At 43.6% G+C, this 14,198-nt stretch carries 9 protein-coding genes; 5 read left to right on the top strand and 4 right to left on the bottom strand.

Annotation, left to right across the window (positions count from 1 at the left end; all coding sequences use genetic code 11):
* The 4 genes from DP116_RS30005 to DP116_RS19895 form a co-directional block, all read left to right on the top strand.
* On the top strand, positions 1-178 hold a 178-nt coding region (locus DP116_RS30005), incomplete at its 5' end, for a DUF4351 domain-containing protein (protein WP_169156818.1).
* Positions 179-472: 294 nt separating this feature from the next.
* A complete protein-coding gene (locus DP116_RS19885) occupies positions 473-1,429 on the top strand; it encodes a LysR family transcriptional regulator (RefSeq protein ID WP_169156819.1) in 957 nt (318 codons plus the stop codon).
* Positions 1,430-1,496: 67 nt separating this feature from the next.
* Positions 1,497-2,558, top strand: coding sequence for an anthranilate phosphoribosyltransferase family protein (locus DP116_RS19890; protein ID WP_169156820.1), 1,062 nt, complete (start codon positions 1,497-1,499; stop codon positions 2,556-2,558).
* Positions 2,559-3,875: 1,317 nt separating this feature from the next.
* Positions 3,876-8,015 carry a non-ribosomal peptide synthetase gene (locus DP116_RS19895; protein ID WP_169156821.1) on the top strand — a complete coding sequence of 1,380 codons (4,140 nt, stop codon included), beginning with the start codon at positions 3,876-3,878 and terminating at the stop codon, positions 8,013-8,015.
* A 102-nt stretch (positions 8,016-8,117) separates the two neighbouring features.
* Here the strand turns inward: DP116_RS19895 and DP116_RS19900 are convergent, their stop codons facing one another.
* Positions 8,118-9,719, bottom strand: coding sequence for an NAD(P)H-hydrate dehydratase (locus tag DP116_RS19900; protein ID WP_169156822.1), 1,602 nt, complete (start codon positions 9,717-9,719; stop codon positions 8,118-8,120).
* A 121-nt stretch (positions 9,720-9,840) separates the two neighbouring features.
* Positions 9,841-10,686, bottom strand: coding sequence for an SPOR domain-containing protein (locus DP116_RS19905; protein WP_169156823.1), 846 nt, complete (start codon positions 10,684-10,686; stop codon positions 9,841-9,843).
* Positions 10,687-10,842: 156 nt separating this feature from the next.
* Here DP116_RS19905 and mnmA point away from each other — a divergent pair, with 156 nt between their 5' ends.
* Positions 10,843-11,922: a tRNA 2-thiouridine(34) synthase MnmA gene (mnmA, locus tag DP116_RS19910; RefSeq protein WP_169156824.1), complete on the top strand. Its 1,080-nt coding sequence runs from the start codon at positions 10,843-10,845 to the stop codon at positions 11,920-11,922.
* 331 nt (positions 11,923-12,253) lie between these two features.
* On the opposite strand, the gene rplI is transcribed toward mnmA, so the two are convergent.
* Together rplI and gloB are read right to left on the bottom strand one after the other, a co-directional pair.
* Positions 12,254-12,712: a 50S ribosomal protein L9 gene (gene rplI, locus DP116_RS19915; RefSeq protein ID WP_169156825.1), complete on the bottom strand. Its 459-nt coding sequence runs from the start codon at positions 12,710-12,712 to the stop codon at positions 12,254-12,256.
* 269 nt (positions 12,713-12,981) lie between these two features.
* The gene (gene gloB / locus DP116_RS19920; protein WP_169156826.1) at positions 12,982-13,755 is read right to left on the bottom strand and encodes a hydroxyacylglutathione hydrolase; all 774 of its coding nucleotides are present in this window, start codon (positions 13,753-13,755) and stop codon (positions 12,982-12,984) included.
* Positions 13,756-14,198 lie beyond the last annotated feature (443 nt).

Raw genomic sequence — 14,198 nt, forward strand, 5'->3', positions numbered from 1 at the left:
AGGTGAAGAACGTGGACTTCAGCAAGGACTTCAGCAGGGTGTAGGACGACAGTTAATCCGAGTCTTGCAACGACGTTTTGGCGAAATTCCTCAAGAAGTAAAAGCAAGGCTTAAGGGCGAGAGTGTGGAACAATTGGAAAGTTTGATGGATAGTGCGTTAAGCGCAGCTCTGCCGTAGGCAATCGCTGTAAGTTCTTTAGAAGAATTTCTGACAATTCTATCTACTTAATGGAATACCAAAAAATAAATTATCCGAGATTCGTAGGGTGCGTTACTTCGTTAACGTACCTTACTAGCTTACTTAAGCCCGAACTTCTTTTTAAACGGGACAGGGATGAGAATAGAAACCTTTGAGTAAAAAAGTTGTCAAAAAAATTCTCAGCAAACATAAGCTGTAACAAGCAGTACTAATTTGCGCCCGAAAGTACGATAACTTAAATATTGCCATAAGTGTACTTCAGGCTACATCAACATGCGACTAGAGCAGTTGCAAGCCTTTCTGGCGATCGCAGAAACTGGTAGTTTCCAAGGTGCATCACGAAAACGCGGTGTCACCCAATCGACTATTAGCCGGCAAATTCAAGGATTAGAAGAAGATTTGGGGTTGGAACTCTTTCACAGGACAAGTCAAGCAAAGCTGACACTGGCGGGTGAACGCTTGCTACCTCGTGCTCAAAAAATATGCCAAGAGTGGCAAAGTGCTACACAGGAAATCGCTGATTTATTAGCAGGAAAGCAGCCAGAACTTTGTGTCGCAGCCATTCACTCACTTTGTGCTTATTACCTACCACCAGTTTTACAAAAATTTTGTCATGATTATCCACAAGTCCAATTGCGGGTGACATCGCTGGGTAGCGATCGCGCCTTAAAAGTCCTCAAAGATGGACTCGTGGATTTGGCAATCGTCATGAATAATCGCTTCTTATGCACTGGCAAAGAAATGCTAGTACAAGTGCTGTATGATGAACCGATAGAAGTTTTAGTCGCAAAAAATCACCCGTTAGCGCAATATGAACGCATCCCTTGGTCCGAACTCACTCGTTATCCGCAAGTCGTGTTTAAGGATGGTTATGGGATGCAACGCCTAATACAAGATAGATTTGAACGCTTAGAAGCCACACTGCATGCGGCTTTAGAAGTGAATACTCTAGATGCTTTCCGAGGAGTTGTGCGCCAAGGGGAACTCGTGGCTATGCTACCACAGTCGGCACTAGTTGAAGCACGTATTGACCCAAGCCTTGCAGTTCGTCCCCTAGCCTGCAACACTAACAGTAATGGTTCTTCACCTGATAGTTCTAGTTTGACTCGGCAGGTGGTTATGGTGACGACTCAAGACCGTCTTCAAATTCCTCCTATCAAGCATTTTTGGCAGTTGGTTAGGGACAATGTACCACCACAATTGCACTCTTTTACAAAGTCGGCTTGTTAGCAGTTATAAGTCATGAGTCATCTGTCGTTTGTCATTTGACTTTTGACAAACGACAAAGGACAAAAATATGAGCACATTATTCAGAGATTTACTAAAAAAGATAGGTAGTGGAGAGCATACTGCACAAAACTTAACTCGTGCTGAAGCCGCCACCGCAATGAAGATGATGCTGCTGGAAGAAGCGACACCAGCACAAATTGGCGCATTTTTAATTGCTCATCGCATCAAACGTCCCACGCCTGAAGAAATCGCTGGAATGTTAGATGCTTATGATGAACTAGGACCAAAACTGCAACCAATCGCCTGCGAACGACCAGTCATAGTTTTAGGCATACCTTATGATGGCAGAACTCGCACCGCACCTATTAGCCCAGTAACGGCTTTGCTTTTAGCAGCAAGCGGACAGCCAGTGATCATGCACGGTGGAGATTGTTTCCCCACAAAGTACGGAGTGCCACTGGTAGATATTTGGCAGGGGTTAGGAGTTGATTGGACTGGACTATCACTAGAGAAAAGCCAGCAAGTGTTTGAGAAAACTGGACTTGGCTTTGTTTATACTCCTAAGCACTTTCCATTAACAAATAGTATCTGGGAGTACCGTGATCAGCTTGGCAAGCGTCCACCTTTAGCGACAATGGAACTCATTTGGTGTCCTTATGCAGGAAATGTTCATATTATTGCTGGGTTTGTCCATCCTCCCACAGAAACATTGTTTCAAAACACCCTAGCATTGCGAGGAATGACTGAATTAACAACAGTAAAAGGATTGGAGGGAAGCTGCGAGTTACCACGCGATCGCACTGCTATCATTGGCATAACCAGAACTTCAGAACTCGATGAGACAGGCAATATACCAATAGAACGTTTACACCTGTCCCCTCGTGATTACGGCTTTACGACAAAGAACGAACCTCTGGGTACCACTGAAGAATTGATTGTCAATATACAAGAGGTATTGAATGGTAAAACCTCAAACTTTATGGAAACAGCTTTGTGGAATGGAGGATTTTACCTTTGGCGTTGTGGGATTTGTTCAGATATGCGTGAGGGTATTGCCAAGGCAGAGGAATTGTTGACCAGTGGTGTGATCACTCAGAAGCTGGAAGAACTTTCCTCAAACCTTTGCTAGTAGTACTGCCATACTACCAGATACCGTTCTTGTAGTTGTCAGCCTTGAACTCGATAGCTTGACTGCTAGTTAATCTGGATTTGAATTTCGTCTAATAACGTCTGTGTAAATTTACTGTGAACTTTAAATTTAGAATTAGCCAGAAGAAATTATGATCAATTATTATTGTTAGTGTATATCGTTATATGTTTTTAAAGAAACGATAAAGATTATATGAAAAATTCTAGAAAACAATGCTAACCTGATTGTTGAATTTGTAAAATTATGTATTAAGATTAGTGGCTAATTCCTGCCAAAAAGCGTATTAAAACAAAACGAAAACCATGCTTTGAGGTAGGGCTATTTAATTCTATGCATAACCACCTGTAAATTTTTTTTTGTCTAATACCCGAAGTCCGTTAAAGCCGACTTATACTCAGAATAAGAGTCAGTGTGAACAAACTTAAGCTATTAGTGACGAACTGAAATTCCTGGTTAATTAACAAAGAGTGAAACCACCCTATGTTTTGATGCAATTTAAAATGTAATGGAGATTTTGTAGTTATACCAACGTATGTTTTGATAACTAGCAACTTGGGAGATTCTGTTAGATAGAAATCTACCAAAATGCTGATTTGTAAGATGATGATTTATTGTATTGTAATAGATGGGAGAAAGCTTAAGATTGTAAGCATTAACCTCTAGCCAGTAAATGTACATTGAAATATCATTCAAATCACTAACCTATCAAAAACTGTGTTGAAATAAAGCCAGATGTCCTGATAATCAACCAAACATAGGGGGTGATCCCAATTTTTTAAACTGCATTTTGCCTTAAATTGAACATTTGTGATGAACTAAAACTGTAGTGCAGAAAATATCTATTACCAAGTTATTATTTAACGTTTATTTTGCAATTTTGAGAGGCAAAATTAAGCATATTTTCCAATGTTATTTATGAATTGTATTCAGAGAAATAGCTTGTTTGTGCGTAAATTGACCGAAAAAAGCTTGATCAAATCCAAAAAAGTCAATGGATGTCAAAATAAAAATAGGTCATGCATCTTTTTGAATAACTAAAAAAAGTCTCCTCGATTGCCGTTAAAAGGAAGACACGCAAAAAGAAAATGCGTTTAATATATACATAGACAAAATTTCTAAAATAATATGTGTCATCTTCCAACAGGGAGAAGGACAGAAAATGATTGCACTATAACTGGTACAAGGCACAAATTTTCTAACTGATATCTTAGATAGATTTCAGACAGGAAAATGCGACACACGGGTGGCTACGTTAATGTCTATTGACTAAGTAATAGCAACGAAGGATGACGAAATATGCACGATATCAGCAACAAGACTGCCGTTCTCTCAACAGCCAAAAAAGAGCTACCAGACAATATCACAGATAAGCAAATTGTGGAAGCAGCTCCCTTATCATTTGCCCAACAAAGATTGTGGTTTTTTGATCAGTTAGAGCCAAGCAGCACAGCATATCACGTTATTAAGGGTGTGAAGTTGCAAGGCGACCTCAACTTGGGGGTCTTGCAACAGGCTTTGGATGCGATTGTCGCCCACCACGAAGCACTGCGAACCAACTTTGTGGCACAGGAGGGCAACCCCGTGCAGATCATTAGTCAACCCCGCTCAGTAGAATTAGTGGTGATTGACCTTAAGGATTGTCCGGAAACTGAACGCACAACCATTGTAGAACGGCTGCTACAAGATGAGGTGCAGCGCCCCTTCAACTTAGCATCAGACTTGATGCTACGTGCTAAATTGCTTCAGCTATCCCCACAAGAGCATATCCTGCTGTTGGTGTTACACCATATCGCTTCTGATGACTGGTCAACAGGCATTTTATTTGAACAGTTGACAACTCTCTATCAAGCATTCTTGAACGGATTGCCGAATCCTTTACCAGAACTGCCCATCCAGTATGCTGACTTTGCCCAATGGCAACGCCAGTGGCTCTCTGGTGAGGTGCTAGAAAACCAACTCAACTATTGGAAACAGAACCTGGCAGGTGCCAGCCCTGTACTGGAATTACCTACGGATAAACCCCGACCACCAGTCCATACTTACCAAGGTGGAAAGCAAAATTTCGTTATACCCCAGAGTTTATCTGCGTCGCTGTCTGCACTGTCACGGCAAGAGGGTGTGACACTGTTCATGACATTATTAGCGGCGTTCCAGACTCTACTGTACCGTTATACTGGACAAGAGGACATTCTGGTCGGTTCTCCCATCGCGGGACGAAATTTGCCAGAGATCGAACGGCTAATTGGCTTTTTTGCCAATACCTTGGTACTACGCACCGATATATCGGGCAACCCCAGTTTCCAAGAACTATTGCATAGGGTAAGAGCAGTCGCTTTAGGAGCTTATGCCCACCAAGACTTGCCGTTTGAAAAGCTGGTAGAAGAACTGCAACCAGAGCGATCGCTCTCATATCATCCCCTATTCCAAGTGATGTTTGTCTTGCAAAATACACCAAAACAAACATTGCAGTTGCCAGGACTGAGTCTAACTCCCTACGATTGGGATAACGTCACCACCAGGTTTGATTTAACACTGTCAATCACGGAAACAGAACAAGGACTGCAGGGGTTGTGGGAATACAACACTGACTTGTTTGATGCTGGCACTATAAACCGGATGAGTGGGCACTTCCAGACATTGCTGGACTCTGTTGTTGCTAATCCACAGCAGCACATTAGCGAATTGCCACTGCTAACAGCAGCTGAACGTCACCAATTACTGTATGAGTGGAACGATACTTATGCCGACTACGCCTGCGATAAGTGTATCCATGAGTTGTTTGAACAACTGGTAGAGGGCACTCCGGACGATGTGGTGCTGATGTATGAAGACCAGCAACTCACCTACCAGCAGTTGAACGCCCTTGCTAATCAATTGGCGCACTACTTGAGAACTTTGGGAGTAGGTCCAGAGGTACTGGTTGGTATCTTTGTTGAACGCTCCCTAGAAATGGTCGTGGGAGTGTTGGGAATTCTCAAAGCGGGTGGAGCTTATGTACCTTTAGACCCATCGTACCCCAAAGAGCGCTTGGCGTTCATGTTGGAAAACTCTCAACCCTTGGTACTATTGACTCAGGAGTTTCTGTTCACAGAACTTCCCGAAATAAGCGCGCAAGTCGTTTGCTTTGATAGAGATTGGCAATCAATTGCTCAACACTGCGAAGAAAACTTAAACCAAACAGCAACAACTGCCAACTTAGCTTATGTGATTTATACTTCTGGCTCAACCGGAAAGCCTAAAGGAGTTCAAGTTACACACGCTAATTTGTGTCACTACGCGCAAGCAATGGGACAAGCGCTGGGTATCACAGCAGAAGATGTGTATCTGCATACAGCATCGATCGCTTTCTCTTCTTCCGTTAGGCAGTTAATGGTACCTCTGGCGGCTGGCGCTACTGTCAAAATTGCGACTTCCGAACAGAGAACAGATCCAAAAGCGCTGTTCGCAGCAATTCAACAACACGATGTCACGGTAATTGATATCGTCCCCTCTTACTGGCGCAACTGCATTCATACACTGGCAACTTTAGAACCAAGAACAAGACAAGCTTTATTAGACAACAAATTGCGCTTAATTGTTTCTGCAAGTGAACCACTGATGTCTGATATTCCCACTCAGTGGACGTTTGGCTTTAAGCATCAGGCACGATTAATTAATATGTTTGGTCAAACAGAAACTTGTGGGATTGTTGCAACGTATCCGATTCCTGCCCAACAGCACGAGCGGGTAAAAATCGTCCCTCTCGGTCGCCCGATTCCCAACACGCAAATTTATCTGCTCGACTCTCATATGCAACCAGTCCCCATTGGTATAGCTGGGGAACTACACATTGGTGGTTTGGGACTGGCGCGAGGCTACCTCAACCGACCAGAATTGACAGAAGAAAAATTCATTCCCGACCTCTTTAGCCAAAAAGAAGGGGCACGGCTGTACAAAACTGGGGACTTAGCCCGTTATCTGCCAGATGGTAGCATTGAGTTTATCGGACGCAGTGATTACCAAGTAAAAATACGCGGGTTCCGTATTGAGTTAGGAGAGGTAGAGGCTGTCTTGAACCAACATCCGGCGGTACTCCAGTCTGTAGTCGTTGCTCGTGAAGACAAGAGTGGCGAAAAACGTTTGGTAGCCTATGTTGTCCCAAATCAAAAGACAACCGTTACAATTACTGAGTTGCGTCGTTTCCTAAAGAAAAAGCTGCCTGAGTACATGGTACCATTCGCTTTCGTCTTGTTGGAAGCCCTGCCCCTAACTCCTAGCGGCAAAGTCAACCGCAGCACCCTTCCAGCACCTGATTTAGTAAAGCAAGATCTCCAAGCAACCTTTGTTGCTCCCCATGATGATTTAGAAAAAACGCTTTCGCAGATTTGGGAAGAAGTTTTAGGCATCCAACCCATTGGCGTGAGGGATGACTTCTTTGATCTGGGAGGGCATTCCTTACTAGCTGTGCGCTTATTTGCACAAATAGAGAAAAAATTCGACAAAAAACTTCCCCTAGCCACCCTTTTCCAATCAGGTTCAGTGGAAGCTCTTGCCAATATACTCCGTCAAGAAGAAGAGCCTACAGCTGGTAATCAGGTGTTAATAGCGACACATCACCAGCACACATCACGAGCTCCTTGGTCATCCTTGGTAGAAATTCAACCCAACGGTTCCAAGCCACCTTTCTTCTGCATCCACCCCCTTGGTGGAGAAATCCTGTGTTACCGTCCTTTGGCGTTGCATTTGGGATCGGATCAACCAGTTTATGGGCTACAACCACTAGGGCTAGATGGAAAACACCCTCCTTTAACCCGGATTGAAGATATGGCAGCCCACTATATTAAAGAAATCCAAACTATTCAACCCAATGGTCCTTACTATATAGGAGGTTACTCCTTGGGTGGTATAATTGCCTACGAGATGGCACAGCAACTCTACTCTCAAGGTGAAAAAGTGAATCTTCTTGCTATGCTTGATACCTCTCGTCCGGGTACTGAGACGCGATTGCCCTTCGTGCTAAGAGTTTTTGAGCACATAAATAATATCATACAAGAAGGACCTAGCTACCTTCAACATAAGCTTGCGGGTTGGAGTGAGTGGGGGACGTATCATATCCGAGACAAATACCGGCGTTTGTTGGAAAAGTCGGAGCTTTTACCTGAGGGCGACGAACATTTAGATGTTATGGGTGCTAATGTCCAAGCTCTTGAGCAGTATACTTTCAAAGCGTATCCTGGTCGAATGACTGTGTTTCGGACTGACGATAAAAATCGGGACGATGCTGTCGGTGTAAAGTATGATCCGTTATTTGGTTGGGGCGAAATAACCAGTGGAGTAGATGTTTATCATCTTCCTGGCTCTCACCTTTCCTTCCTTGATGAACCCGATGTAGAAGTATTGGCAGAGCAATTAAAGCTTTGTTTAGAAAAGGCGCATGCTGCGGAGTTAACCAATTAATATCAACAGTCCGCTTAATTACTTATAATTTGTGCGTTACCTCACCCCAGCCCTCTCCTTAATAAGGAGAGGGTGCCGCAGACGGGTGAGGTTCTTCGTTTTTTATAAGTGTCCAATCGAAGTAGATGCCAAAACAGCAATGAGATAATTTGTCAGAGTATGGGCATCTACTCCCAACTCTGTCCGCTCTTGTGCTGCTAAAATTGCTGCTTGAGAATGCCACCAAGCACCAGTTGCAACAATCTCCTCTACAGAAATTTTTTTAGAAGACGCTTGCGCTAATAATCCGCCAATCAGCCCAGTTAATACATCCCCACTACCACCACGCGCTAAAGCTGGCGTACTTTCGGGATTGATCCAAACGGTTCCTTGGGAATTGGCAATAACAGTTCTTGCCCCTTTCAATAACACCACTGCACCACTTTGCGCCGCCGCTTCCCGCGTTGCTTTTACCCTGTCGTGATTAGCATCAGGAATGTCAGGAAACAATCGCTTGAATTCACCAGTGTGTGGTGTAAGTACGGTAGATATTTGTCGTTTTTGTAACGTCTGGATCGATCTCATTTCAGCCAAAATATTCAAACCGTCAGCATCTAGAAGTAAGGGGATAGTGCTATCTAATACTTCTTGTAAAATCGGGCTGGCATCTTGGGTTAAGCCGGGACCACAGGCGATCGCACTAAATGAACTCAAATCTGTTTTTGGTGGGAGTTGTAGTTGGGCGATCGCCCCAGACTCCGTTTCCGGACAACCAATAATCAAAGCTTCAGGTAACTGTGCTACCATTAGAGACTTGAGAGATTCTGGCACAGCAATAGAGAGCATACCGACACCACTTGCTCGTGCTCCCAACCCAGTTAATATTGCTCCTCCCGAATACCGACGCGAACCACAAATCAACAGCAAATGTCCTTCTTTATATTTATGAGTAACTGGCGGACGGGGTAAAGGCAGAGTCGAGAGGGCAGTTGTTTTTGTGATGCGTTTAATACTTGGTGAATTGCCCAGCACAGCTTGTATATCAGCCAAGGGAATGTCAAAATCTATTAACTCGGCTTTACCAACATAATCAAGAGCTTGGTCTTGCAATAAACCCTGCTTCCACAAACCTAAGCACAACGTGTGTGTAGCACGTACCGCAGTTCCCAACACCTCACCAGTATCCGTGTGCAGCCCAGAAGGTAAATCTATACTAATAATCGGTTTGTGCCATTCATTGAGCTGATTGATAGCAGTAGCGACTGGATCTGTAAGCGTTTTTTCTAAACCAAATCCAAATAACCCATCAATTAATAAATCACAATCTTGCAGTGGTTGAATCGAGTCATAACACGGTAAACCCAAACTCCTAGCGTACTGCAAGTGCTGCGAAGTTAATTCCTTAAGTTTAGAGAAAGGGCAATATATCAAGACTTCATAGCCACGAAAGTATAACTCTCGGGCAACAACCAAACCATCACCACCATTATGACCAGGACCTGTGAGAATTCCTACACGGGATGAGGAAGATGAGGAAGCTTTCGCCTTGTTCTCTTGTTGGCAAAAAAGGGGATAGATATCCTGAACACGACGAGTAATAAGTCCTGCTACTTTCTCCATCAAAGCTACCACAGGCATTCCCGCTGCAAAAATACGCTCTTCGATCTCGCGCATTTGCTGTGCGGTGACGATGACTTGTGCAATTTGTTCTTGCCTGTCTTTCATGAGTTCTGAGTCCGAAAAAAGTCAACAATTAGGGGTGTAAGGGTGTGTAGGGGCGCTGCGGCCTTGCGCCCGTACGGGGGGTAAAGGGGTAAGAAATAAAAGAATAAGGCGTGGGTATAAGTTACTTTCCGTAATAAACTCTAGCATTACCAAATCTTGAATCCTTCCGCAGAAAGTTATTCCATTCTTCTGCCTGCCAACGCTTGACAAAAGGTCCAACTGCCACATGTGGTCCTCGCGGTTCAAGTCTGGGGATGACGTATACATCTGATCCTGGGTAGATATTTCGTCCTAGGTAGCTTCTGATCTCGTTCCTGTAGCGGGGTAACTCTTCGGAGTTTGCAGGAATAACGACATAGTAATAACTAGACCTCTGTCTACCAGAATCGCCTCTACCATAATCGCCTCTACCATAATCATAGGAAACGTCGCGTTCATCCCGTCTGTTCTGTTCGTTATAGACAACTTGATCGCCATCAACGACTCTTGCGGAAGATACGCCGTTAGATTGCAGTCGTCTGGCTAGGCTTCTAGCTCCTTCTCTTGTCCTAAAAGCTCCTACTTGAATCACAGAACGTCCTTGAAACCGCTGTCTAAAAGCATCTCTTGGAATCAGACTTGTTCCTCGCCGTCCATAATCATTGTCATTAATATACACCTTGTAGGGAGCATAACCACGGTTAGATCCATAAGAGGGTGCTTCAGGTGCTTGGAATTCAATAGAACGCTGGGACGATGTATTCACCTCAGGAACTGTATAACCTTGTGAATCTGACGGTACTGCTGGTAGCGGTTCGTTTGAAGGTGCAGGCGGAAGAGTATCATACACTGATCGTCGCTGTGCTATAAAAACTTCGCTAGGATTGATTTGGGCATATGCTAGGTTAGATTGAGATAAAAAAACTAAGCATCCTCCTAAAAGCAAACGCAAAATCAAAGATGGTTGGCTCAATTTAAGAAATGCCATAATCTGATTCGGTATTGCACTGAGCATATTATTAACAGCAAATTAGTAGCAAAATTTTAAATGATTTTCTTGACTAAAAAATAATCGAGTGATTCAATCCAAAATCTAAAACATCTTGATTTATGTAGTAATTTTATACAATAAGCGAAGTCTTTTATGAACAAAGTTGTAGTTGGTCTTTCTGGTGGCGTTGATAGTTCCACTGCAGCAGCCATTTTGCACCATCAAGGTTATGAAGTGATTGGTTTAACCCTTTGGCTGATGAAAGGGAAGGGTCAGTGTTGCTCTGAGGGTATGATTGACGCGGCTTATATCTGTGAACAGCTAGGTATTCCCCATCATATTGTTGATATTCGGGACGTCTTTCAGGCAAATATCATTGATTACTTGGTGGATGGTTACAGTACTGGGGTCACTCCTTTGCCTTGCTCACAATGTAACAAAACTGTAAAATTTGGTCCCATGTTGCAGTACGCGCGCGAAAATTTGGAATGCGCGAGCATTGCCACTGGTCATTATGCTCGCATTCAATATGATCCAGCTACTGGACGCTACCAATTGCTGCGTGCTTTTGACCGCAACAAAGACCAGTCCTACTTTCTCTATGATTTGTCGCAAGAGTTACTTGCAGGAAGCGTATTTCCACTGGGAGAATTACAAAAAAGCGAAACTCGTCGTCTTGCTGATGAATATGGGTTGAAAACAGCAGATAAGCCAGAAAGCCAAGACTTGTGCTTGGTGGAAAGCAACGGCTCAATGCGAGCGTTTCTTGATAAGTATCTCGCGCCGAAAAAAGGAGATATTGTTGATACTTCAGGTAAGATACTGGGTCAACACGATGGTGTCCATCATTACACGATTGGGCAACGTAAGGGTATAGGTATCGCCGCTGCGGAACCACTGTATGTGATTGCGTTGGATGCAGTGAATAACAGGGTGATTGTGGGCGATCGCACCAAAGTCACCGAACCAGAATGTACTGTAGAAAGGGTGAATTGGGTCTCCATTGCTGAACCATCAACTCCTATTCGGGCGCAGGTGCAAGTTCGCTATCGTTCGACTCCTGTACCAGTCACAGTTATTCCCTTAGAAAATTCTCGTGTTCGCCTAGTGTTTGATGAACCTCAGTTCAGCATTACTCCCGGACAAGCTGCTGTGTGGTATGAAGGGGAGAAGGTGTTAGGTGGTGGGATAATTGAGCAATTTAGTTCTAGTGATCCGTCAAGACAACTTTGAGGGGTTAAAGAATGAACCGCAGAGGCGCAGAGAAGAGCCAGCGCGTTGCGGGGGTTCCCCCCGTTGTAGCGACTGGCGTCGCAGAGGAAGAGAAAAGAGGATGAGTATAAAATGGGTTTACCCGTTTTGATCTCTTGAAAGTACGAATGTAAGTAAGTAGGCACGATTAAACCGAACTATGTTAACTTATGTAAAGCGCCAAAAACCTTTTAAAAATAAGCTTTTAAGCGATTTACATTTCTTAATTTAGTTGTGTTTTTTAGCGCCCACCTACTTATCAAGCTGAGCTTGATACATCCTCAAGAGTTTTCAACGGGCATTATTATAAGTTTTAGCTAGCTACAACTTGAATGCTGACTTTTGCTGTCACGTCAGTATACAGCTTAATTTCAGCCTCATAAGTTCCTAACTTGCTAATATCGGGTATGGTGATACCACGCCGATCCACTTCCAGTCCTGCGATTTGTTGAATAACTTCTGCCACTTCTTGGGTGGTGACAGTACCGAAAATAGCTTCGGCTTCACCAACCTGCTTGGCAATTTGGAAGCTTTCAACTTTTTCCAAAGCTGCTTTTTGCTCTTGAGCTTGTTGCTTCAATTCTAATTGCCGCTGGCGTTCTATTTCGCGACGACGTTCGACTTGCTTAAGAATAGCAGGAGTGGCACGAGTTGCCAAACTTTTGGGAATTAAGTAGTTACGAGCATAGCCAGGAGCAACTTCCACTAAGTCGCCAGATTTTCCTAGCTTGATGATATCTTGAGTTAAAACTAATTGTATGCGTTTCGCCATCGTTGTTCTTTTTCTTTGCTTTCTCTAAAAACTTAATTGCTTGGGCTTCAACAGGACAGTTGATATGGATGCAGCTATATCCCAAGCAGCTTCGCGTATAGCCCGAAACCTACAAATCATAGCGAAATGGAAGGTGCGATCGCAACTCTCAGAGCAAGAAAAATAAATCTTCTTTGCACCGAGTCATTTATTCCTAGTCGAGTACTGCTTCCTAATGACTAATGACTAATGACTGCCAAAACATCGTTAACTTTATTTTAACGACCTACTTAAAATTTATCTTTCATTCCTCGCAACCGCGCAAAGGTTTGCACTGAGTCGCGACTGTTAGCAGCTAATTGTAATGCTGGCTGGTCCCAACGTAAAAAGGGATTTGTGAGCTTTTCCACTCCTAAAAGCGAGGGAACAGTTGCTTCTTTGTGACTGCGGGAGGTTTTCACCTGATCATAACGGGTTTGTAAGTCGGTGTTATCTGCATCTACGGTGAGGGCGAATTGCAGATTTTTCAAAGTATATTCGTGGGCACACCAGACGCGAGTAGAATCAGGTAACGAGCGGAATTTGCTCAGGGAATGAACCATTTGCGTAGGTGTTCCTTCAAATAAGCGACCACAACCACCAGCAAACAGGGTATCGCCGCAGAATAACTCACCCGTTTGACTTGGGTTTTCTGGAGGAAAATAATAGGCAATATGAGCACGGGTATGTCCGGGAACGAAGATAACCTCAGCTGTTCTGTGTGCAAATTCAACGCGCGAGCCTTGCTGTAAAAACACCTGCTGTCCCAGTATTCTCCCTCTATCCTCAGCCCCACCATAAACTATCACATTAGGGAATTGTTGCATCAGTTGGCGGTTTCCTCCTATATGGTCTTGATGATGGTGCGTGTTAAAAATCGCCACCAACTCAGCTTTGAATTCTTTGAGTTTCTGCAATACTGGTTCCGCCTCGGCTGGATCGACGACAGCAGCAATATTTTGCCTTGGATCGTGCAGCAGAAAAATGTAATTATCTGAAAGTGCTTCAAGACGAATGACTTGCATTGATTCTATCTCCCAGAGAATTTGGTGTTTAGCATTTCTCAACAATGCTATCGAAAAGAGAGCGACTGGACTACCTACGCAAGCTATATGTTGTAATGGACAAAGGAAATTGTGGGCTGAGCAAATGCAGATGCGTCAATTCTTTTGGAGATTAATCTTATGATGGTGCGAGAAGCTAGGTTAGAGGATGTGTGAGCGATTGCCTACGGCAGAGCTACGCTTAACGCCAGGGTTCATGTAAATACTTGGCGAACGAGACATTCAGGGTAACTCATGCCATATTCAATAAATATAATGTACAAGGCGTCTTTTGACTGAAAACATGTTGTCATGCAGCCAAAAATCTAATGCTAGGATTTATTTTGAAAAGACATTCATGAATGAACATCTTGATTGTCAGTCTATAGCAATCCTAAATCATTTGTAAAATTCTCTCTTCTCTC

It is taken from the genome of Brasilonema bromeliae SPC951 (assembly GCF_012912135.1).
Taxonomy (GTDB): domain Bacteria; phylum Cyanobacteriota; class Cyanobacteriia; order Cyanobacteriales; family Nostocaceae; genus Brasilonema; species Brasilonema bromeliae.